At 69.0% G+C, this 22,306-nt stretch carries 21 protein-coding genes; 8 read left to right on the top strand and 13 right to left on the bottom strand.

Going from position 1 to position 22,306, the window contains the following annotated elements:
• Window positions 1-782 precede the first annotated feature (782 nt).
• Window positions 783-950, top strand: coding sequence for a hypothetical protein (locus DS843_RS31205; RefSeq protein ID WP_167525314.1), 168 nt, complete (start codon window positions 783-785; stop codon window positions 948-950).
• A gap of 150 nt (window positions 951-1,100) precedes the next feature.
• Window positions 1,101-1,835, top strand: a complete 735-nt coding sequence (locus DS843_RS14820; RefSeq protein WP_149469661.1) for a proteasome-type protease — start codon at window positions 1,101-1,103, stop codon at window positions 1,833-1,835.
• On the opposite strand, the gene DS843_RS14815 is transcribed toward DS843_RS14820, so the two are convergent.
• The 13 genes from DS843_RS14815 to DS843_RS14755 form a co-directional block, all read right to left on the bottom strand.
• The gene (locus tag DS843_RS14815; RefSeq protein WP_149469660.1) at window positions 1,832-3,934 is read right to left on the bottom strand and encodes a molybdopterin-containing oxidoreductase family protein; all 2,103 of its coding nucleotides are present in this window, start codon (window positions 3,932-3,934) and stop codon (window positions 1,832-1,834) included. The two genes, DS843_RS14820 and DS843_RS14815, sit on opposite strands and share 4 nt — an antisense overlap.
• 28 nt (window positions 3,935-3,962) lie before the next feature.
• Complete coding sequence (locus DS843_RS14810; protein ID WP_149469659.1) at window positions 3,963-5,105, bottom strand: THUMP domain-containing class I SAM-dependent RNA methyltransferase; 1,143 nt, start codon at window positions 5,103-5,105, stop codon at window positions 3,963-3,965.
• Between the two features lie 53 nt (window positions 5,106-5,158).
• Window positions 5,159-5,836, bottom strand: coding sequence for a GDSL-type esterase/lipase family protein (locus DS843_RS14805; protein ID WP_149469658.1), 678 nt, complete (start codon window positions 5,834-5,836; stop codon window positions 5,159-5,161).
• Window positions 5,833-7,053: a DUF1796 family putative cysteine peptidase gene (locus DS843_RS14800; RefSeq protein WP_149469657.1), complete on the bottom strand. Its 1,221-nt coding sequence runs from the start codon at window positions 7,051-7,053 to the stop codon at window positions 5,833-5,835. Before DS843_RS14800 ends, DS843_RS14805 begins: the two co-directional genes overlap by 4 nt.
• 121 nt (window positions 7,054-7,174) lie before the next feature.
• Window positions 7,175-8,215 (bottom strand): SIS domain-containing protein, encoded by a 1,041-nt coding sequence (locus DS843_RS14795; RefSeq protein WP_149469656.1) that lies wholly within the window; start codon window positions 8,213-8,215, stop codon window positions 7,175-7,177.
• A gap of 49 nt (window positions 8,216-8,264) precedes the next feature.
• Complete coding sequence (locus tag DS843_RS14790) at window positions 8,265-9,461, bottom strand: lipid II:glycine glycyltransferase FemX (RefSeq protein ID WP_149469655.1); 1,197 nt, start codon at window positions 9,459-9,461, stop codon at window positions 8,265-8,267.
• Window positions 9,462-9,531: 70 nt separating this feature from the next.
• The gene (locus DS843_RS14785) at window positions 9,532-10,707 is read right to left on the bottom strand and encodes an acyltransferase family protein (protein WP_149469654.1); all 1,176 of its coding nucleotides are present in this window, start codon (window positions 10,705-10,707) and stop codon (window positions 9,532-9,534) included.
• Between the two features lie 430 nt (window positions 10,708-11,137).
• Entirely contained in the window at window positions 11,138-11,878 is a 741-nt protein-coding gene (gene phbB / locus DS843_RS14780; protein WP_149469653.1) for a beta-ketoacyl-ACP reductase, read from the bottom strand.
• Window positions 11,879-12,168: 290 nt separating this feature from the next.
• Window positions 12,169-12,753: a hypothetical protein gene (locus DS843_RS14775; RefSeq protein ID WP_149469652.1), complete on the bottom strand. Its 585-nt coding sequence runs from the start codon at window positions 12,751-12,753 to the stop codon at window positions 12,169-12,171.
• A gap of 70 nt (window positions 12,754-12,823) precedes the next feature.
• Complete coding sequence (locus DS843_RS14770; RefSeq protein WP_149469651.1) at window positions 12,824-13,675, bottom strand: hypothetical protein; 852 nt, start codon at window positions 13,673-13,675, stop codon at window positions 12,824-12,826.
• Between the two features lie 90 nt (window positions 13,676-13,765).
• Window positions 13,766-14,254 carry a hypothetical protein gene (locus tag DS843_RS14765; RefSeq protein ID WP_149469650.1) on the bottom strand — a complete coding sequence of 163 codons (489 nt, stop codon included), beginning with the start codon at window positions 14,252-14,254 and terminating at the stop codon, window positions 13,766-13,768.
• Window positions 14,255-14,388: 134 nt separating this feature from the next.
• Window positions 14,389-15,246, bottom strand: coding sequence for a ParB/RepB/Spo0J family partition protein (locus tag DS843_RS14760; RefSeq protein ID WP_149469649.1), 858 nt, complete (start codon window positions 15,244-15,246; stop codon window positions 14,389-14,391).
• Window positions 15,236-16,261 carry an AAA family ATPase gene (locus DS843_RS14755; RefSeq protein ID WP_149469648.1) on the bottom strand — a complete coding sequence of 342 codons (1,026 nt, stop codon included), beginning with the start codon at window positions 16,259-16,261 and terminating at the stop codon, window positions 15,236-15,238. Before DS843_RS14755 ends, DS843_RS14760 begins: the two co-directional genes overlap by 11 nt.
• Before the next feature lie 215 nt (window positions 16,262-16,476).
• On the opposite strand from DS843_RS14755, the gene DS843_RS14750 reads away from it, so the two are divergent.
• From DS843_RS14750 to DS843_RS14725, 6 genes are all read left to right on the top strand, one after another.
• Complete coding sequence (locus DS843_RS14750) at window positions 16,477-17,112, top strand: class I SAM-dependent methyltransferase (protein WP_149469647.1); 636 nt, start codon at window positions 16,477-16,479, stop codon at window positions 17,110-17,112.
• A 242-nt stretch (window positions 17,113-17,354) separates the two neighbouring features.
• The gene (locus DS843_RS14745; protein ID WP_149469646.1) at window positions 17,355-18,626 is read left to right on the top strand and encodes an ABC transporter substrate-binding protein; all 1,272 of its coding nucleotides are present in this window, start codon (window positions 17,355-17,357) and stop codon (window positions 18,624-18,626) included.
• Window positions 18,623-19,525, top strand: a complete 903-nt coding sequence (locus tag DS843_RS14740) for an ABC transporter permease subunit (RefSeq protein ID WP_475849190.1) — start codon at window positions 18,623-18,625, stop codon at window positions 19,523-19,525. Before DS843_RS14745 ends, DS843_RS14740 begins: the two co-directional genes overlap by 4 nt.
• Before the next feature lie 4 nt (window positions 19,526-19,529).
• Window positions 19,530-20,351 carry a carbohydrate ABC transporter permease gene (locus tag DS843_RS14735; protein WP_149469644.1) on the top strand — a complete coding sequence of 274 codons (822 nt, stop codon included), beginning with the start codon at window positions 19,530-19,532 and terminating at the stop codon, window positions 20,349-20,351.
• Between the two features lie 4 nt (window positions 20,352-20,355).
• On the top strand, window positions 20,356-21,432 hold the full coding sequence (locus tag DS843_RS14730) for an ABC transporter ATP-binding protein (RefSeq protein WP_149469643.1): 1,077 nt from the start codon (window positions 20,356-20,358) through the stop codon (window positions 21,430-21,432).
• A 74-nt stretch (window positions 21,433-21,506) separates the two neighbouring features.
• Window positions 21,507-22,304 (top strand): DeoR/GlpR family DNA-binding transcription regulator, encoded by a 798-nt coding sequence (locus DS843_RS14725; RefSeq protein ID WP_149469642.1) that lies wholly within the window; start codon window positions 21,507-21,509, stop codon window positions 22,302-22,304.
• Window positions 22,305-22,306: the final 2 nt, after the last annotated feature.

Below are 22,306 nucleotides of genomic sequence, written 5' to 3'. Positions count from 1 at the left end.
GGGCCTTGCCCTCCGCGGACGCCGGCCGGCGCGTCCTTGGGCCGCGACGGGGCGACCGTGCCGCTGCGGATGACCCGTCTGGGTGCTTGCAAGAGCAAGCGCGCCCTTTGTGTCCTTCGTGTCTTCGTGGTGAAAAATCCTTCACCCATCCAGCCCTTGCGTCAGCCGGCGGTTCTGGGGCGAGGGACGCCAACCGGAGCGGAGCCGATGGGCGCGGGATGAGTACCCCGATTGAGGCTTGAGTTATGCTGCGCTGCGGAATATATTAGTGTCACTGACGCCTTCTTGGCGTTTCCTCCCTAGACTTGTGGCCGCCGGAGCAATCCTGGCGGCCATTTTCTTGTTTGCGCCGCAACCGGGAAGCGCGCAATGTCTGGTGGAAACCGAGGCCCCAAAAGTGAAACACGCTGCCGCCGTCAAAGCCCTGCGGGGGTGCAGGGGCCTGAGGCATGCAGCGTGTTGCAATGACTGCGCGCCTTTGTTTTTGTGCGGCGCGCCCCTGCTTTCACGGACTACCGAGTCCTCCCTAGACTCCGGCCTGACGCTGTTCGCAGCGCTACGAAAGATAGACCATACGTACCCGCATGATGTCAATGGGCACGGCGGCGGGGGATGTATGTATTTTAGCCTATGACCTTGCGCTGGCGCCTCCGGGTTCCATGCGAATCGGGACATAGCCTCCCGCCGCCATAGGATCGGCCGGTGCCGACCGCGTACCATCGACGCCTTGGTTCACGTCGTGCCCGCCGGGCATCGGAACCGACCAACTGGAGGAACGCACCATGGCCGACGAACGGAACCCGAATCAGATGGGCAGCCAGGACGAGCGGAAGCAGGGGCAGCAGACCCAGGACAATCCGAAGAATCGGCAACAGGGGCAGGATCAGGCGAACCGGCAGCGGCAGGACATGGACCGCGACCAGGACGAGAAAGGCGGTCAGCAGCGCTGACCCTCGCGGCGCGCGGGGCGGGACATGATGTCCCGTTCCGTGCGACGGGTTTGCGGAATGCCGACTTATTCGGCATACAGTGGGGCGGCCGGCGAGCCGCCCTTTTTCGTGGGAGCGGGCCGGCTTCGCTGGGAGGGGAGAGGACGGGCCATGACCTATTGCGTCGCCCTGTATCTGAAGGACGGTCTGGTGATGCTGTCGGACACGCGCACCAACGCGGGCGTGGACCACATCTCCATCTTCAGCAAGATGCATGTCTTCGAGGAGCCGGGCGACCGCATGATCGCCCTGATGACCGCGGGCAACCTGTCGCTGACCCAGTCGGTGGTCGCGCTGATCCAGGAAGGCGTGGAGCTGGACGGGGAAATCCGGACCATCTCCAACGTGACCGGCATGTTCCAGGCGGCTCAGCTCGTCGGCGCCGCCGTCCGTCAGGTGTGGAAACGGGACGGCAACGCGCTGAAGGAACAGCGGGTGGATTTCGACCTGTCCATCATCCTGGGCGGCCAGATCCATGGGGACCGGGTGCGGCTGTTCCACGTCTACGCCGCCGGCAACTTCATCGAGGCGACCGCCGACACCGCCTTCTTCCAGATCGGGGAGCACAAGTACGGCAAGCCGATCCTCGACCGGGCGCTGAACTACGACACGCCGATCGAGGATGGGATGAAGCTGGTGCTGATCTCGATGGACAGCACGCTGCGCTCCAACCTGACGGTCGGGCTGCCGCTCGACCTGATCGCCTACCGCCGCGATTCGCTGAAGCTGGAGACGCGGCGGCGGATCGGCGAGGACGATCCCTGCTTCAAGGAGATCAGCGACGGCTGGTCCCAGGCGCTCCGCGAGGCCTTCCGCTCCCTTCCGCCGCCCAAATGGGCTGATTAATCGGAAGACGCCGCCTTCCGCACGCGCACATGGCTGTCGTGGAAGGCGGCGCCGCCGAAGGGGGCCACCGGGTCGGCGCCGGTCAGGCTGTTGATGCCGTGCCCGCCCTCGTGCGCGGCGTTGGGCCAGATGGATTCGGCGATGACCACGCCCCGGCGCACCCCGTCGAACAGACGGGCGTGCAGAAGGACGGAGCCGCGCCCGTTGGCGGCCTCCACCCGGTCGCCCTCCGCGATTCCCAGCGCCGCCGCGTCATCCGGGTGCAGCATCAGGCTCGGGCGGCGCTCCCGCCCCGCGGAGGTCGGGGTTTCGGTGAAGCTGCTGTTCAGGAAGTTGCGGGCCGGCGCGGTGACCAGCCGGAAGGGATGCGCCTCGTCGGCCTCCTCCGTCACCGCCCAATGGTCGGGGAAGCCGGGCATCGACTCCACCGGGCCGAAGGTGGACGGGGCGGCGTAGGGCACCTTGGGCCAGTCCGGCTTCAGCCGGAACTTGCCGTCCGGCCAGCGGAAGCCCTTCACGAAATGCGCCGTTTCGAAATCCGGCTGAACGTCGAGGAAGCGCGCCGCCTCCAGCGTGTCCAGCGTGCCGTGGCCGGACGCGCGCAGCGTGGCGTCGATCAGCTCCCGCTCGGTCATGGCGAAGCCGGGGTGGGAGTCGCTGCCCAGCCGCCGCGCCAATTCCCCGATGACCGCGTGGTTGGGGCGGCACGCGCCGGGCGGATCGACCAGCTTCGGGCCGAACAGGATGTGCTGGTTGCCGCCGGCCTGATAGAGATCGTCATGCTCCAGGAACATGGTGGCGGGCAGTACGATGTCGGCCATGCGCGCCGTCTCGGTCATGAACTGCTCGTGCACGCAAACGAACAGGTCGTCGCGGGCGAAGCCGCGCCGCACGCGGGCCTGATCGGGGGCGATGGTCACCGGGTTGGTGTTCTGGATCAGCAGCGCCGTCACCGGCGGGCCGCCGGCCAGCGCGTCCGGATCGCCCTCCAGGATCGGGCCGATCCGCGACTGGTCGAGCATCCGCACGGTCGGGTCGCGCAGGTCCAGCCCCTCGATCAGCGTCTTGTTCCAGCCGTAGATGCCGCTGTTGGAATGGAAGGCGCCGCCGCCCTCGACCTTCCAGGCGCCGCTGACCACCGGGATGCAGGAGGCGGCGTGCATGTTCACCGCCCCGTTGCGAGAGCGGGTGAAGCCGTAGCCCAGCCGGAAATAGCTGCGCGGCGTCCGCCCGACCAGCCGGGCGAAGGCCTCGATCTCCGCCGCCGGCAGGCCGGTGATGGATTCAGCCCACTCCGGCGTCCGGCTGGCGAGATGCGCCTCCAGCCCGGCGGGGTCATCGGCGTGGCTGGCGAGATAGGCGCGGTCGGCCAGACCGTCGCGGAACAGCACATGCATCACCGCGCAGGCCAGCGCCCCGTCGCTGCCCGGACGGATCAGCAGGGGGATGTCCGCCTGCTCCATGGTCGGGGTGCGGTAGACGTCCACCACGGCGATCTTCGCCCCGCGCTCCTTCCGGGCGCGGACCGCGTGGGTCATCACGTTGACTTGGGTGGACACCGCGTTGGTGCCCCAGATCACCACGAGGTCGGACTTCGCCATCTCCCGCGGGTCGGCCCCGGCCAGTTTGCCGGCGCCAGCGAGCCAGCCGGCCCAGGCCGGGTTGGTGCAGATGGTGGCGAAGAAGCCCGACCAGCGCCGGGCGTGGCGCAGCCGGTTGATGCCATCGCGCTGCACCAACCCCATGGTGCCCGCGTAGTAGTAAGGCCACACCGTCTCCGGACCGTGCCGCCGTTCCGCCTCCAGGAAGCGGTCGGCGACGATGTCCAGCGCCTCCTCCCAGGAGATCGGCTCGAACTGGCCGGAGCCCTTGGGGCCGGTGCGGCGCAGCGGTTGGGTCAGCCGGTCGGGATGGTGCACCCGCTCGGCGTAGCGGGCGACCTTCGCGCAGATCACCCCGGCGGTGTAGCTGTTGTCCGCGGCCCCGCGGATGCGCCCGATGCGGCGCTCATCCAGGACCTCGACCTCCAGCGCGCAGGTGGAGGGGCAATCGTGCGGGCAGGCCGAGGCGTGCAGACGGGGGGCGGTGCGGTTGGGCATGGCTTTGCAGATGGGGGCGTGAAGGGGGTCAGGGAAGTGCTGCGGTGCTGTGCAGCGTCACCCGCAGGCCGCCGTGCGACACCGACGGGCCGTTCGGCAGGAAAGGCAGGCCGGTGGCCTGGGCGAGCGACGCCTCGTTGGTGACCAGCCCGACCCGCCAGCCGGGAAAGCGCGACAGCAGGGTTTGCCCCAGCGCGCCGTAGAGGGCGAACAGCGGCTTCTTCTCGCCGATCCGCGCGCCGTAGGGCGGGTTGACGATGACGAGGCCCGGCGGTCCCTCCGGCGGCATCAGGTCGCTGACCGCGTGCTTCTGGAAATCCGTCAAAGCGGCGACGCCCGCGCGTTCCGCGTTGGCGCGGCTCATGGCGATGGCTCCGCCGTCGCGGTCGCTGCCGTGGAAGCGGACGGCGGGCGCGGCGCCCACACCACCCGCCGAACGCATCGCCTGCCACGCTGCGTCGTCGAAGGAGGCGAGCCGTTCGAAGGCGAAGCGGCGGCTGCGTCCGGGGTGCAGGCCAGCGGCGATCTCCGCCGCCTCGATCACGAAGGTGCCGGACCCGCACATCGGATCGACCACCGGCTCCGTCCCGTCGAAGCCGCAATGCCGCAGGAACAGGGCGGCCAGCGTCTCGCGCAGCGGGGCCTTGTGGATTTCCTCCTTGTGGCCGCGCTTGTGCAGGGACTCGCCCGACGCGTCGACGCTGATGGTGCACAGGTCGTCGTCGATGCGGGCCTTGATGGAGACCTCGGCCTCGGCGGAGATGGGGGCGCCGAGTTCTTCGGTGATGGCGCGCTCGATGCGCTGGGCGGTGGCCCCGGCATGGTAGATGCGCGAGCCCTTGCAGGACGCCTCGACGCGGACCGGCACATCGGGGCGCAGGAACTCGGCCCAGGGCACCCGGCGCGCCCGCTTGTCGAGTTGGGCGAGGTGGAAGGCGCGGAAGGAGGCGACGCGGGCCAACACGCGGGTCGCCCCGCGCAGCTCCAGGTTCGCCCGCCAGACCTCCGGCCAGCCGCCGCGGACGGTGACGCCGCCCTTGATGGCGGTGGCGTCGCGGAAGCCCTTGGCCTTCACCTCCTCGCAGAGCACCGATTCCAGGCCCGGCGCGGTGACGATGAAGATCTCGAAATCGGTGCCGGTACGGTCGGCGGCGGCGGTGTCGCTGGTCATGGCCCCTAGATATCCCGAAGCCCCGCCGGCTTCGACATCTTTCTGGCAACTTTCTAGCAGGCGGCCTTGCCGATGGCGGCGGTCAGCCGCTCGTAGCCCGCGCGCGTCGGATGCACCGGGTCCTTGTAGAGCGGGCAGGCGCCCTCCGCCGGACAGGCGTCGCGCAGCGGACCATGGGCGTCCACAACGCGCAGGCCGGGGCCGGCAAGGGCGGCCAGCCGCCAGTTCACCTCCGCGATGCGCTCGGCGAAGGCGGCGTTGCCGTCGCGCCGGGGGAGCAGGGTGAGCAGCGTGACGCAGGCGCCGGGGGCGAAGCGCCTCACGTCCGTTGCGATGGTCTCGATGGAAGCGGCGATCTCCACGGCGGAGCGCTTCGGCAGGTCGTTCGTTCCGATCAGGATCAGCGCGGACTCCAGCCCCATGCCCAGCCCGAAGGACTGCCGCACCCGCCAGAGCAGGTTTCCCGTCGTGTCCCCACCGGCCCCGAAATTCATCGGCTCGGCATCGAACAGACGGCGGGCAAGGTCGGGCGGCCAGCCGGCGATCAGGGAATCCCCCAGCAGCATCGCCTTCGGGTCCTGTTGCCGTAGCGTTTCCATGCGCCGCATCAGCCAGTCCGGATAGGGCGGCAGCGTGCGTGGCCCGATGGCCGCTTCGCCCTGCGCCGGGATGGCCAGGAATGCCAGCAGCGCGGCGACCCCGGCCCATCCCGCGCGGTGGAGCCGTTTCACGCGGCCTTCGCCGAAGCGGGCGGCAGGGTGACGGCGGGAACCTGCTCCGGGTGCAGGGCCGGCGGCGACAAGTCCAGCACGGCGCGCTCCCCCTCGGCCAGAGGACGCACGGCGTTCACGGTCAATTCGATGGCCAGGGCACTCTTCGCTGCGGGCGCGTCCAGCACGAGGTCGGTTGCCCGGCCGGGACGCACCTCGAACCGCTCCTCGGCCAACGTCGCCCCATCCACCGTGGCGATGGTCGCGACGACGCGGAGCGGGACGGAGTCGCGCAAGGGGCAGCGCAGGGTGGCACCGAGATGGAAGGGGCCGGGCGCGTGCACCCCCGTCCAGCGCAGCGTCGTGCCGGGATGTTCCGGATCGGGGCCGTGCAGGCGGAACAGGCCCTCATAGGGGCGGCACCAGTTGTTGCCGTTCAGCAGGCGGACGGTCCCGGCGCGCAGATCGCCCATGACGGGCTTGCTGATGTCCTGGTCCGGACCGAGGGGAAAGCGGAGCTGCACCAGCGCGTCCGGAGTGCCGATGCGCAGGGCGGCGTGGCGCTTCGCCCAGTCGCCGCAGGGGAACAGGCGCAGCGCGCCCTGGACGACGGAGAACCACGCCGCCGCGTCGATGTCGTCCGCCCGGTGATAGGGGGCGAAGCGGGTGACATAGCCGCGCATCAGGCCGGGCCGCCGCCATTCCACGCCGCCGATGCGGGCGGGGTCGTTCGTCGCCTGCACCTCCAGCAGGGCGAAGTCGTCGTGGCCCGCCAGGGCGGCCAGCGCGTCGTAAAGCCCGTCGATGGTGGCCGGGGCGATGCCGGGATTCGACTTCACGACGAAGATCACTCCCCCCATCGCCGCCCGTGCGGTGAACTTGGCCTGGAGATACTGGATCTTGCGGATCTCCCGGCGGTGCAGGGCGCGCCGTGTCGGCTCGTCGTCGCGGAAGACCAACCGCCCGCCGGTCACATCGGACTTCATGTCGCTGTGCCAGCCGATGCCGTAGGCGGAATCCAGCACCATGCCGGTGCGCAGCGGCGACAGGTTCTCGAACCGGTACATGCCCGCGAACCCCGCCCGCAGCTTCGCCAGAAGCTGGTCGGGCTTCATCGAGGCCCAGCGGAACAGGCTTCCCGCCTCGCAGGACAGCCGGCGCAGGACGAAGCCGAACTCGCAATTGTCGCCCAGACTTTCGAACCGCAGAAGGTCGTCCGCACCGATTCCATTGGTCATGCCGCTGTCCCGCCTTTTGCTGCCGAGCCGTGTTTCCGGCAAGCGTAGCGCGAGCCGGTCCGTGCGCGTCAACGGGGGGTGGCGGCGGCGCCGAAATGATCACCGCGAATTCGAGGTACTCTCAGACCGTTTTCGTCACCTTGCGCAAATGGCGGGGACGGTCGGGATCGAAGCCGCGCGCCACCGCGAACCGGGCCATGAAGGGGTAGAAGGCCTGGATCGCCGCGATGGGGTCCAGCGCCGGGTGCAGCGGCGGCGGCAGCGGCAGGGGCGTGTCGGCCAGATCGAGCGCCCGCTCGTCGGCGGAGGCGACCAGCAGATGGGCGCCGGCCCGCTTCAGCGCGCGGGCGCTGTCCAGCACGCCGTCCAGCGTCTCGTCCCGCACCGCCACGACCAGCACCGGAAAACCCGGCTCCACCAGGGCCATCGGGCCGTGCATCACCTCCGCCGCGCTGAAGGGTTCGGCGTGGGTGGCGGCGGTCTCCTTGAACTTCAGCGCCATTTCCTGCGCGATGGGATAGCTGCGGCCGCGCGCGACGATCAGCAGGCTCGGCACCTCCTCCAGCACCGGCTGCGCCGCCGACCAGTCCGCGGCGCCGGCCCGCTCCAGCCGCCCGGGCAGATGTGGAAGGGCGTCGAGAAGCGCCGCGTCGGCGGTCCAGACGGCGGTCAGGCGGGCGATGGCGGCGAGGCTGGCGACGAAGCTCTTGGTCGCGGCGACGCTCAATTCCGGCCCGGCGTGCAGAGGCAGGGGATGGGCGACCCGCTCCGCCAGCGGCGAGTCCGCCGCGTTGACCAGAGCCGCCGTCAGGGCGCCGCCCGCCCGCGCCGTCTCCGCGACCCGCAACAGGTCGGGGCTCTGGCCCGATTGGGAGATGGCGAGGACGAAGGCGTCCTTCACCCGCAGCTCCGCCCCGTAGGCCGTCACCACGGAGGGCGCCGCCGAGGCGGTGACCAGTCCCAGCGCCGTTTCGAACAGGTAGCGGGCGTAGCCGGCGGCGTGGTCGCTGCTGCCCCGCGCGATGGTCATCGCGAAGGGCGGCGGAACGGCCCGCAGCCGGTCGGCGAGGGCGGCCACCGCCCCGGCGTCGTGGTCCAGCAGGCGCCGCACCGCCGCGGGGGCGGTTGCGGCCTCCTGCATCATCAGGGGAATGCTGGTCATGGATCGGCCTCCGTTCCCGGCCGATCCTAGCACGGCGGTGGGGGCGGCTTCACGCCTGGCCGGTCGGCGCCTTGGCCAGAACGGCGGTTTCAGGAGCATCCAAGTCGTCAGCCGGGGCGGGAGCGGGCTGATCCGGCTTCCGATTGCGCAGCCGGTTCGCCATCTCGACGGCCTGCATCTTCCAGCGGACGGAAAGGGCGCGCATCGATTCGCCGCCATGGACCAGCAGGCGGCTGGGCAGGGGACCGGGCGTTTCGAAGGTGCCGATGTGGAGCGTCTCGACCGGCTTCTTACCGGCAAGGCCGCGCTTGAACTGGTAGACTCCGGGGTTGGTCTGGGCGTTCACCCCGTGCAGATCGTAGCGCAAGCCGCCGTTGGCCTTGATCCACAGCATCGCCCGCCATTGCAGCAGGTAGGCGGCGTTCACCCGCAGACCGGCCTCCAGCGTGGCGGAGTTCTGCATCTGCCCGGTGGTCCCGAACAGCGACACGACCACGCCGGCCACGGGCCGCCCCTCGTGCAGGGCAAGGAAGGCGCGCATCTTGTGCCGCGTCGGCAGCGCCTCGTTGATCCGGGTGAAGGTCCGGCTGTCGTAGGCCTTGAAGCCCTTGCGGCGCTGCGTCTCCACGAAGATGTCGTCGATGGTTTCCAGCAGGTCGGTGTGGGAGCCCTCGACGACTTCGATCCCCATCCGCTCGGCCTTGTTCAGCCCGCGCCGCCAATGGTGGGACAGGTTCGAACGCAGGCCCGGCTCGTCCGGCGTCAGGTCGGTGATGAAGGTGCGGTAGGGTGCCCGCTCCTGCGGCAGCATTCCCAGCGTGCCGAGCGCCGCCGTCACCGCCTCGCCATCCTCCTGGGAGACGTGGGGCAGCAGGCGCAGCAGCAGGCCGCGCCGGTCCGCGTATTCCGCCTTCAGCGCGTGGAGCGCGGTCGTCAGGGCGGCGTGGTCCGGCCCCTTGCCGCGCGGGTGCCACATCGGACCCCACATGACCAGCGCCAGGCCGCCGATTCCCGGCACGCGGCGCAGCAACACCTGGACCGCAGCCACCGGTTGCCCGTCGCGCCGCACGACGAGGTGGCTCAGCTCGCGCCCGGCGTGGGCGATTCGGCCATAATCCCAGGTCTGGAAGATGTTGGCGTCGTCGAAGCCATCCAGGATGGCGTACCAGCCGCTGCGGTCGACCCGGTCGATCTCGACGGACGACGTGGGGCACAGGACATCGCCGCCAAGCGCGTCGGTGTACATTGGGGATTCTCCACTGGAGTTCACGGCGATCGTTTTTTTGGAAGCGTTCTCGGTAACGGTCATACCGACCTCAGACGGTTCCGCCGGAGCGGTAGAGGGTGCTGAAGGCGGGCCGGCCGGAGAAGGCGGCCTGTGGGATGTCCAGCAGACGGCGCAGGCGGCCGCGCACCGCCGGTTCCAGAATGGCGGCGACCAGAAGGGCCACGGCGATGGAGATGGCTCCGCCCGTCACCGCCCCGGCCATGGACGAGGCTCCGGCCTCCATCGCCAGCGCTTTGACCGAACCGCCGACCACCTCGTGCAGCAGGTAGAGCGGGTAGGTGGCGAGCCCGATCAGACGCAGCAGGGACAGGACGGACGGCGGCAGCGTGGCGATGTCCGCCCGCCAGCGCACCGATGCGGCGATGGCGAGAATGGACAGGCCCCAGATCAGCAGCGGGTTCATCCACAGGTCGGCGAGGTTCAGCGGAACGGGCGAGCGCTCCACGAACTCCACCGACCGGGCGGTGATCTCCAGCGGTGCGGCGACCAGGGCCAGCAGGGCCGCGGCCATGCCCGTCCGCGTCAGCTTGCCGCGCGACCACAGCCAGAGGAAGATCCCCAGCGCGAAGAACACGCCGTGGCGCAGCAGCGTCATGTTCAGCATGCCGTATTCGAACTCCAGGAACGGCAGGCTGACGGCGCCGAAGACGTGCAGGCTGTAGACGGCTAGATAGGCCGAACTGGCGGCGGCCAGCGCCAGGGCGAACTGCGGCAGCCGGTGGAAGTTTCCGCTGAGCAGCAGGAGGAACACCGCGCCGTAGAAGGCGATTTCCACCGGCAGCGTCCAATAGGCCGACGCGATGTAAGGGCCGTCCGGCGCCAGCGCGAAGGAGGCGATGAAGCGCCGCGCGAGATTCGCGTCCGGCTCCGGCATCAGCAGAAGAACGACGAGACTCAGGATGGAGCAAACCCAGGCCGCCGGATAGAGCCGCAGCAGCCGCGACCGGATGAAGGCGATGGGTGTGGCGTTGTTGGCTGAATTCGCGATGACGAAGCCCGACACCACGAAGAAGACCTGCACCCCGGCCCAGCCCGACCACATCGCGTCGGCGACGGCGGGGTCGCGCCAGGTCAGGTGGAAGCCGGTGACCAGCAAGGCCGCGGCGAACCGCACCATGTCGATCCCATAGACGTAATCGGCCCCGGACATCCTGTCGGCATGGCCACCCACCGGCGGCGTGTTCCTTCGCGGGATTTCAGGCACGTTTCCTCCCTTCCTGCATGGGGCGACGCCCCGCGGCGCAGGTTCTCGACGTCTGTTGATTCCGGAAGACGAACGCTGCGTGCCCCCTGGACGCAACTTGCGTGTTGCCGGGGAGCATAGCCGCTGACGGGTGCGAATACAGGCGCCCGAATGGATTCAACAGCAAATCTGCGGGAGTATACTTTTCAGATGATTGCCCGTTACGGAAGCCCTGGCACGAAAGGGATGCGCGGGGCGCGAACGGTCCGCTCAACCTCCAGGCGTTTTACCGGAAAGGGGTATGTTCGAGGAGCGAAAGGCCCCGCTGGCCGTTTCGCCAGCCAAGGATGGCCGCAGCGCGCGGCGTGGCGAACAGCACCACGCCGCGCGGCGTATCGGCCTTTCCCGGGCGCGGGGACCGGGAAAGGGTAACGTCAGCCGACCCGGCGACTTACTGGTAGTGCAGGCCGCCGTTGATGTTCAGGGTCGAACCGGTGATGTAGCCGGCGATCTCCGACGCGAGGTAGGACACCGCGCCGCCGATCTCCTCCGGACGGCCCAGGCGCTTCATCGGAACGCTGTCGGTGATGGCCTGACGGATGTCCTCGCGGATCGCCATGACCATATCGGTGCCGATGTAGCCCGGCGCGATGGCGTTGACGGTGACGCCCTTGGTCGCCAGTTCGGCGGCCAGGGCCTTGGTGAAGCCGATCACGCCGGCCTTGGCGGCCGAGTAGTTGGTCTGGCCGGCCTGACCCTTCACGCCGTTCACCGAGGAGATGTTGATGATGCGGCCCCAGCCGCGCTCGGCCATCTTCGGCGACACCTGCTGGGTGACGTTGAACAGGCTGCTCAGGTTGGTGGCGATGACCGCCTCCCACTGGGCCTTGTCCATCTTGGCGAAGAACTTGTCGCGGGTGATGCCGGCGTTGTTCACCAGGATGTCCACCGGGCCCAGATCGGCCTCGATCTTGGCGACCATGGCCTTGCAGCTTTCGAAGTCGGAAACGTCGCCCTCGGCCACGTAGAACTTGAAGCCGAGGGCTTCCTGCTGGCCCAGCCAGGCGGCGGCCGGCTCGAAGCCCGGCAGGCAGTTGGCCGCCACGAGGTAGCCGTCCTTGGCCAGCGCCTGGCAGATGGCGGTGCCGAGACCGCCCATGGCACCGGTGACGAGCGCGATCTTCTGAGACATTACAAACGCTCCAGTATTTGAAACGGCCAGCTCCTGGAGAGGCAAGCCCGCTGATGAATTTCGGAAGCAAAAGGGTTGCTTCCGTTTGGGTGGGCTGTCGCGCCGATGGTCCTTTTGATGCGGCCATCAACTTCAACGGCAGGAGCAATATAGATCAAGTCCGGTGTCGGGCCAATGCGCTGCAACATCGCAGATGCGGGCAAACGCGATTTTTCACAGGAATGTCAATAAGAAATGAATTTTCAGGGCCTTACTGCATCGCACCAAGCCAGAGACCCCGCGCATTCGGGTCAAATCCGCGCGATTCGTTCGCCAGCCTTGAGCGCGAGCGGAAACAGCTTGGGCGCCACCGCCCCCAGAAGCCAGGGCCGCAGCTTGGCCAGCACGGCCGGCGCCGCCAGCAGGGCGAGCGTGACGCCGCTGTGCGCCCATTGGCCGGCGGACATCTCCTCGAACCCGTTCCACAGCAGAACGGCACCGCTGCACAGCCCGGTCACGGCGGCGGCGGCCTCGCCCAGCGCCTGGAGCGCGTCGATCCCCCACAGCGGGTTTGCGGTGGTGACCCGCTGCACCAGACGGCGCAACTGCGTGGTCAGATGGGCCGCGGACACGGCGTCGAACCGCCCGTCCTCCACATCCGCGCGGGGCAGGGCGACCAGGACGTCGCCGTCGGGCTGGATCGACACGCGGACCGGCACCGTGCGCAGGCAGCAGCCGCCGCTGCCGCTGCCGCTGCCGCCGGACGGCGGGGCGGTCACGGGCACGCGCAGGATGATCGTCCGCCCGCCCTGGACGAAGAACTGAAGCATCAGGGCGACGCCGTGCCCGCGCCGCGGGATCAGGCCGGCCTCGCCCCGGCGCAGCCGCCCCGCCATTTCGGCCAGGGCGTCACGCCGCCAGACGAAGCCGTGCGGAAGGTCGCCGAGAAGGCGCTGGCGCAGCCGGCTACCCCGTGTCTCCCACCAGGGAATTCACGGCCTTCCCGGCGAAGCGGCCCAGAGCGTCGATCAGGAAGCTCCAATAACGGAAGGAGACGTCCACCGCGTCCTTGTGAACGCCGATCATGACGGCGCTGCCGGCGGTGTCCCGTCCCTTCAGCAGGCGGGTGACCACGTCGCCGTCGATCTGGATCGTGGACTGCATGACCACCAGTTCGGTCCCGACGTCCCACGCCTTGCGGATGGTCACGACGTCCGCCGTCTTCAGAGCGGACATGCGCCGGACCTCGTCGTCCATGCCGCGCAGATAGCTGACGGTGTCCAGCCCGCGCCGCCGCAGGACGTCGTTGATCTGGTCGGAATTGCGCTGGATGCGCATCAGGATCGGCAGGGCGTCGCGGTCGACCACCGCCGCGGCGGAGACCACCTCGGCGCTTGCGCCGGGCATCCGCGCCGCGTCGTGGGTGCGGTCCATCATCTCGCGCAGCCAGCTCGCCACCTCGCGGATGTCGTCGAAGACCTTCAGCGTGGTGCCGCGCGCGGGGTCGTTGCCCGGCAGGTCGCGGCTGAAGAAGAACGGGTCGTACCGGTCGGGCCGGGTGGCGTCGGCGGGCGGCGCGAAGGGCGCCAGCCCCCAATGGAAGGTTTCCGACATCCGCGCCGCCCATGGGGCGAGGGTCGCGGTCTCGCGGCTGCCGAACACGTCCAGTTGGTCGCACAGGAAGATATAATATTCCTGCGCCAGATCGATCAGCGCATCCCCCGCCAGCGGCATCTTCTCCGCCGAGATGCCGGCTTTCAGAACGGTGTTGATTTCAAGCGCGAGAAGGTTGCGCGCCAGATCGACGAACTGGGACATCGGCCACCTTGCGGACACAGCGGGTTGCGGACATGAGGGGCGGTCGCCGGCAGGCGGGGCTGCCGCCCGCCGGCATCAGGCGTCGGGTGCTCAGCTCGGGCGGCCGGAGATCTGGACGGCCAGATCGCGGATCGCCTTCAGGTTGGAACTGACGATGTCGCTGCTCTTGGTGACCTGGGCCAGATGGAACTCGGTTAGGCTTTGGTAGGCGGTGTTGGTCGCGAAATCGCGGCTGATCAGGTTCTCGATGTCGCCGGTGACCAGATTGACCTGGGTCTGGAACGCCTCGATGGTGCTGCCGGACTTCGGACGGCAGGTGAAGCCGACCTGATTGGGGTCGTTCTGCACCACGTCGATGTCGGCGACCGCGGTCACCACCGTCAGCGTGACCAACCGGTCCAGCTTGTCCGCAATGGTGTTCAGCAGGGAATTCGCCTTGCCCTGCTCGTTCTGGATGACGGCGGCGCCGCTCGGCGGCGGGGCAGCCGTCTGAACCACGGGCGTCTGGATCGCAGGAGGCTGCGCGGCGGGCGGCTGATCGGTGGGAGCGGACGGATCGGCGACGGCGGTATCGGACATGGCTGCACCCTTCTGGAGACGGATGGCTTGGACATTACCAAGCATCGCGCAAAAGTCGAGTTTTGTCGTATGACGCCTACCGATACGCAAGTGTGCCAAAAAAAAACTATTTCACGGACCCATTCCGGCAGCCTTCAATTACGAAGAAGCGCGTCGATGGCGTCGCGCAGTTCGCGCAGTTCCCGCCGCTGTTCCTCGGCCAAGGCGTGGCCGGACGCTTTCAGGTTGTGCATTTTCCCGACGTTGCTGCGCAATGCGCGCAGAACGGGCGCTACGGAGGGGGTGTCCGGGCGGGCCGCCTTGCGTTCCTGCTTGGCGCCGCGCACCTCCTTCACGGTCAGGCCATGGCCCGCCCGCGCCCACAGGGCCAACTGCGCGTCCTCGTCGGGAAGCTCCGCCAGCTCCATCAGAAGGGAGACGGAGACGGCGGGCTGGTCCGGCGCCTCATCCAGGATGCGGGCGGGCAGGCGCAGGATTCCCAGCAGCCGGGCCACATACTCCTGCGACTTGCCGATCAGGACGGCGGCCTGATCCTGCGTCAGCCCCTTGTCCCCGATCAGCCGGGCGAGCGTCATGGCGAGGTCGATGGGGTGCAGATCGACGCGCTGGGCGTTCTCGATCAGGGCCAGCGCCTGCACGTCGTCGGTGTCGATGACGAGCGCCGGGATGGTTTCCCGCTCCAGCGAGCGATAGGCCCAGTAGCGCCGCTCCCCCGCCACGATCTGGAAGCGGTCGGGTGCCACCTCCCGCACGTTGATGGGTTGCAGAAGCCCCCGCTCGCCGATGGAGGCGGCAAGCGCCGCGATGTCCGCCCCGCGGGCGTTGCGCCGCGGCTGGTCGGGGTTGGGCTCCACCTGATCCAGCGGGATTTCGCGGTGGCGCATCTTGCCGGACAGGCCGAACAGGGCGGCGTTGCTGCCCCCGCCGCTGCCGGTGCGGCTGAGCGCGCGCTTGAACAGGCCGGCGTTGGAGGTGTCGAGCTTACGCGCCATGGCGCATCTCCTCCCCGGCGAGCGCCAGCAGGGCGTCCGCGATCTCGCGGAAGCTCTCCGCGCCCGCGGAGTTCGGGTTGTAGGCGAGGCCGGGCCGACCGGCCATCACGCTCTTGGAATAGTCGGCGGCCCTCTTCACCGGGGAGAAGAGGCGGAGCTGCTCCGCCGCGGCAAGCTCCCGCAACTCGCCCATCACCGTCTCGTCCTGGAGCCGGCGCGGGCTGTACATGGTCGGCAGGATGCCGAGGATCTGCAAACGCGGGTTCACCAGCTCCCGCACGCCGGCGATGGTCTCGAACAATTGCGGGATGCCCATCATGGACAGCATTTCCGTCTGCGTCGGAATCAGGAGTTGGTCGGCGGCGTTCAGCACCGAGACGGTCAGTTCGCCCAGATGCGGCGGGCAGTCCAGCACCACGAAATCATATTGCCCGGCAAGCTGGGCGATCTTGGCGCGCAGGATCAGCGTGCCGTTGGGCTGGCGCAGCAGCTCCCGGTCCGCCGCCGCCAGCGAGATGGAGGAGGGCAGCAGGTCGAACGCCCCGTCGCAGACCGGAGTCATGAACTCCATCATCGGGCGGCTGGCCTTCAGCGCGTGCGTCAGGGTCGCCTTGGCGAGTTCCCGCTCGTGCGGATCGACGCCCAGATGCACGGTGGCGTTGGCCTGGGGATCGCAGTCGATCAACAACACCCGGCGGCCCGAGCCTGCAAGCAGCCACGCGACGTTGACGCAGGTGGTCGTCTTGGCGACCCCGCCCTTCTGGTTGGCTGCGCAGAAGACCACCGGGGCCGCCCGGACAGCGGCGGCGGGGATGCCGACCGGCTCCGTCGCGGTCTTCAGGGCGCCCGCGACGATCTGCGGAATCCGCTCCGCCCCGGTTTCCCAGCGGGAGATCTTGGCGCGGTCGTAACGCCGGTTCAGCCGTTCGTTCAGCCAGCCGACCAGGGCCTGCTGGTTCATGCCGCGCTGTTCGCGGTAACGGCGCAGCTCCTCGCCGCTCATCTCGTGGGCCACGGGGCATCCCTTATTTCGGGTGATCGCGGCGGCACCATGAGTCATGTTGATGGTGGTGTCAACATCGGTGATGCACATTTGACGGCGCGGCGGAGCGGGCGGGCAAGCGCGGGGCGGCGTGGAACTCCGGCGCGCGCTGCGGCTTTTCTGTGTGACGAAAGGCCGCTATGGTCGCGGCCGAAAGAACCTGCGCCAGGAATCGTGAGGGAGACCCAATGGACGCCGACTCCATCCGCGCCGCCTACCGGCGCTACGCGCGTTTCTACGACCCCGTCTTCGGAAACCTGCTGGCGTCGGGCCGGCACGCCGCCGTGAAGTGGATCAACCGGCGGGGCGGACTGCGCGTTCTGGAGGTGGGCGTGGGCACGGGCATCTCCCTGTCCGACTACCGCAAGGACAACCGCGTCGTCGGAATCGACCTCTCCTCCGAGATGCTGCGCGTCGCGCAGGACCGGGTGGACCGCGAACGGCTGGAGAATGTGGAAGGTCTGCTGGAGATGGACGCCGGAAAGCTGGCCTTCGCCGACGGCAGCTTCGACCTCGTGGTCGCCATGTATGTGATGACGGTGGTCCCCGACCCGCAGGGCACGATGAACGAGCTGGAGCGCGTCTGCCGCCCCGGCGGCGACATCCTGATCGTCAATCATTTCGCCGCCGACAAGCCGGGCATCCGCCGCTCGGTGGAGAATTGGATGGCGCCCTTCTCCAAGAAGCTGGGCTGGCGGCCCGACTTCACGCTGGACACGCTGATGTCCGGCTCCCGCCTGAAGGTGGAGGAGTTGCAGACGGTGCCGCCCTTCGGCCTGTTCAGCCTGCTGCACTGCCGCCGCGAGGCCGCCGCGCCCGCCTGATGCCTGTTCCTTCTCCCCCCTGGGGAGAAGGTTAGGATGAGGGGGCGCCGAAGGCGATCCACTTCACTTCGCAATGCGAGAACTTTCCTCCGCCCAGCCGAGCGTAAATCCCCCTCACCCAACCCTCTCCCCAGGGGGGAGAGGGCTTTGTCATTCGGCTGCAATTCGCCCCTAGGGAACTCGACCGCGGCCATTGGAGTTTCCCAACCGGACCTGGATGAACCGGGAACGGATGGACTCCCATGGCGCGGCGGTGCGCGTTGCTCTTGGCCGGTGTGCTGACGGCCCTGCCGGCGCTTCCCGCCGCCGGGGCGACGGTGACGCTCGCCTGCAGCGGGCTCGGCATCGGCTTCGACCTGTGCCGCGACGGCGCGCAGGAATGGGCGCGGCGCAGCGGGAACGAGGTCCGATTCGTCTCCCCGCCCAAGGGGGCGAGCGAGCAGTTGGCGCTCTATCAGCAGCTTCTCGCCGCCGGGTCGCCGGACATCGACGTCTTCCAGATCGACGTGGTCTGGCCCGGCATCCTCGGCAACTACTTCGTCGATCTGACGGAGCGGGCCGGGCCGGACATCGTCCGCCAACACCTTCCGGCGATGATCGAGGCCGCGACGGTCAAGGGGCGGTTGGTCGCCCTGCCCTGGTTCGCCGACGCCGGAGTTCTCTATGCCCGCAAGGACCTGCTGGAGGCCCACGGGCGCCCGGTGCCGCAGACCTGGGAGGAGCTTCAGGACACCGCCGCCCTGATCCAGCGGGCGGAGCGCGCCGCCGGGCGCGACCGGATGTGGGGCTATGTCTGGCAGGGCCGCGCCTATGAGGGGCTGACGGTCAACGCGCTGGAGTGGATCGCCAGCCGCAACGGCGGCACCATCGTTGACCCGGACGGCGCCATCACCATCGACAACCCCCGCGCCGCGGCGGCGCTGGACATGGCCCATGGCTGGGTCGGTTCCATCAGCCCGCCCGGCGTGCTGAACTACATGGAGGAGGAGGCGCGCGGCGTCTTCCAATCCGGCAACGCCGTCTTCATGCGCAACTGGCCCTACGCCTGGACGCTGGTCAACGCGCCGGACAGCGCGGTCGGCGGCAAGGTGGCGGTGGTGCCTCTGCCCAAGGGCGGGCCGGACGGGCGCCACACGTCCACGCTGGGCGGACAGATGCTGGCGGTCAGCAAGTTCTCCGCCCATGCGGACGAGGCGGTGGGCTTGGCGCTGTACCTGACCGGTATGGCCGAGCAGAAGCGGCGGGCGATCCACGGCGCTTCCAACCCGACCATTCCGGCGCTCTACGAGGATGCGGAGGTGGTGGCCGCCAACCCCTTCTTCGCGGAGCTGGCCGACTCCATCGCCAACTCGGTCAACCGCCCGGCCCAGGCGACGGGCATGCGCTACAATCAAGTGTCGGCGGAGTTCTACGCCAACGTCCACGAGGTGCTGACCGGGCGGCAGGACGCCAAGGCTATGCTTCCGGAACTCAAGGAGGCCCTGGTCCGCGTCAGCCGGGGAGGGCGCTGGTGATCGGTCTTCCGCGATCCAGCCTGGAGCGGCAGAGGCGCCGGGCGGCGTGGCTGTTCCTTCTGCCGATGCTGGTCGTTCTGGCGGGGGTGGCGGGCTGGCCGCTGTTCCGCACCGTCTTCTTCTCCTTCACCGACGCGACGCTCGCCACGCTGGACGGCTTTCAGGGGGTGGGGCTGGACAATTACCTGTGGCTGGTGCGCGATCCCGTCTGGTGGCGGGCGGTGTGGAACACGCTGGTTTTCACCGTCGTCTCGGTGGGGATCGAGACGGCGCTCGGGCTGGGAATCGCGCTGATCCTGAACGCGCATCTGCCGGGGCGTGGGCTGCTGCGCGCCGCCGTGCTGATCCCCTGGGCGATCCCGACCGTGGTGTCGGCCCAGATGTGGGGGTGGATGTTCCACGACCTCTACGGCGTGGTGAACGCGATCCTGATGGGACTTGGCCTGATCGCCGAGCCGAGGGCCTGGACCGCCGATCCCGATCTGGCCCTGCCGGTGGTGATCGCGGTGGATGTGTGGAAGTCCACGCCCTTCATGGCGCTGCTGATCCTGGCCGCGCTTCAGATGCTTCCCCGCGATCTGTACGAGGCGGCGCGGGTGGACGGGGTTCATCCGGTGACGGTCTTCTTCCGAATCACCCTGCCGCTGATCCGCCCGGCGCTGATGGTGGCGGTGCTGTTCCGGACGCTGGACGCGTTGCGCGTGTTCGACCTGATGTATGTGCTGACCGGAAACAGCCGGTCCACCATGTCGATGTCGGTCTATGCCCGGCAATATCTGATCGATTTCCAGGACGTGGGCTACGGCTCCGCCGCGGCGACCCTGCTGGTCCTGGTGCTGGCGGCGGCGACGGTGGTCGCGGTGACGCTGGGCCGCGTGCGCGTCGATGCGGGGAGGTGAGGATATGGCCCTGAAACGCATCGCCTTGGGCCTGCTGGTTGTGGGAATCGTCGTCTGGGCGGTGTTTCCCTTCGCATGGGCCGTCATCACCTCGCTGAAGGCGGGGAGCGCGCTGTTCACGGTGGAGGCGTGGCCGTCGCAACCGTCCCTGGACAATTACACGGCCATCTTCCGGGAGCAGCCCTTCGGGCGGAACATCCTGAACTCCCTGCTGGCCGCATCGGCGGTGGTGGCCCTGTCGCTGGGGCTGGCGGTGCTGGCCGCCTACGCGCTGGGGCGGGTGCGGTTCCGCGGGCGGGGGCTTCTGCTGTTCGTGGTGCTGGGCGTGTCGATGTTCCCGCAGGTCGCCGTTCTGTCCGGCCTGTTCGAGCTGGTGCGCTGGCTCGGCCTCTACAACCGGATCGGGTCGCTGGTGCTGTCCTACCTGATCTTCACGCTGCCCTTCACCGTCTGGGTGCTGACCACCTTCATGCGCGAACTGCCGAAGGAACTGGAGGAGGCCGCCATGGTGGACGGAGCCGGTCCCTTCGTGATCGTGACGCGGGTGTTCCTGCCGCTGATGGGGCCGGCGCTGGCGGCGACCGGGCTGCTCGCCTTCATCGCCGCCTGGAACGAGTTCCTGTTCGCCCTGACCTTCACCCTGACCGACGACGCGCGCACCGTGCCGGTGGCCATCGCGCTGATGTCGGGGGCCAGCCAGTACGAGCTTCCCTGGGGCCGGATCATGGCGGCGTCGGTGGTGGTGACGGTGCCGCTGATCGGGCTGGTGCTGCTGTTCCAGCGGCGGATCGTCTCCGGCCTGACCGCTGGTGCTGTGAAGGGGTAGGGCGATGGCGGGCGTCACGCTGCGCGGGGTGCGCAAGAGCTTCGGGCGGATCGAGGTCATCCACGGCGTCGATCTGGAGGTCGCGGACGGCGAGTTCGTCGCCTTCGTCGGCCCGTCCGGCTGCGGCAAGTCCACCTTGCTGCGCCTGATCGCCGGGCTGGAGGAACCGGGCGCCGGGGACCTGTTCATCGGCGGGCAGCGGGTGAATGACCGGCCCCCCGCCGCGCGCGGCATCGCCATGGTCTTCCAGTCCTACGCGCTCTATCCCCACATGACGGCCTACGACAACATGGCCTTCGGCCTGACCCTGTCGCGGACGGACAAGAGGACCATCGCGGAGCGGGTGCGCGCCGCCGCCCGTCTGCTGCAAATCGAGGATCTGCTCGACCGCAAGCCGCGCGACCTGTCGGGCGGGCAGCGCCAGCGCGTGGCCATCGGGCGGGCCATCGTGCGCGAGCCGCAGGTCTTCCTGTTCGACGAGCCGCTGTCGAACCTCGACGCGGGCCTGCGCGTGCAGATGCGGCTGGAGATCGCCAAGCTGAAGGCGGACCTGCGCGCCACCATGATCTACGTGACCCACGATCAGGTGGAGGCGATGACCCTGGCCGACCGCATCGTGGTCCTGAACGCCGGGCGGGTGGAGCAGGCCGGCACGCCGCTGGAGCTGTACCACCACCCACGCAACCGCTTCGTCGCCGGCTTCATCGGCTCGCCCGCCATGAATTTCCTGGATGTGGTGTCGGAAGGGCGGGCGAGCGGCTCGGTGCGGGTGTGGTTGCCCGGCGGCGTGCCGCTGGAGATCCCGGTGGACGGCGCCGCGCCACCGGCGGGAACCTCCCTGACGCTCGGCGTCCGGCCGGAGCATGTGGGGCTGGCGGGCGAGGGAGCCGGGCTGGTCGCGGCGGTGATCGCCGTGGAGCGGCTGGGCGGCGAGACCCACTGCCACGCCGCGCTGGAGGACGGGCAGCGGGTCCTCGTCCGCCTCGACGGCGACCGGGCGGTGACGGCGGGTGAGCGCTTGCGCTTGAACCTGCGCGGCGAAACCGCGCATCTCTTCGGGTCCGACGGGCAAAGGCTCTGACGGCGGGGGAGGAGGACACCGATCCGCTTTCGAATGAACTTGCGGGCGAAGCGGCGGTCCGCTTGAATGCCGCCATGGACATCATGACTCCCCGGCAAACCGATATCCTGGCGCTCGCCCGCACGCAGGGGCGCGTGATCGTGGACGACCTGGCCGCCCGCTTCAACGTCACGCCGCAGACCATCCGCAAGGACCTGAACGAGTTGTGCGACCGCCGTCTGCTCCAGCGGGTGCATGGCGGTGCCGTCGCCGGGTCGGGGGTGGAGAATCTCGGCTACGAGGCGCGGCGGCTGATCGCCCAGGACGAGAAGCGCGCCATCGGGCGCCGCGCGGCGGAGCTGGTGCCCGACAGCTCCTCCCTCTTCATCAACATCGGCACGACGACGGAGGAGGTGGCACGCGCGCTTCAGGGACGGAGCGGGCTGGTGGTGATCACAAACAACATCAACGTCGCCAACCTGCTTCGTCCCGAACCGCACATCGAGGTGATCGTGGCCGGCGGCGTGGTGCGGCGGTCGGACGGCGGCATCGTGGGGGAGGCCGCCATCGACTTCTTCAACCAGTTCATGGCCGACTTCGCGGTGATCGGCGCCTCGGCCATCGACGAGAGCGGGGCGCTGCTCGATTTCGACTACCGCGAGGTGCGGGTGTCGCAGGCGATCATGGCGAACGCCCGCCACGTCATCCTGGTCGCCGACCGCGGCAAGCTGGAGCGCACCGCCCCGGTCCGCATCGGCCACATCTCGCAGGTCCACACCTTCGTGACCGACGTCCTGCCCTCCGACCGGCTGGCCCGCATCTGCCGGGAGTCGGGCGTGCGGGTGGAGGAGCTGTTCCCCGACCGCGCGGCGGAGCCGGAACCCCAGGACTGATC

The sequence above is a fragment of the Roseomonas genomospecies 6 genome (assembly GCF_008365375.1).
Taxonomy (GTDB): domain Bacteria; phylum Pseudomonadota; class Alphaproteobacteria; order Azospirillales; family Azospirillaceae; genus Azospirillum.
The sequence above is the reverse complement of the archived record's forward strand: the minus strand, read 5'-3'. Positions and strand labels throughout refer to the sequence as shown.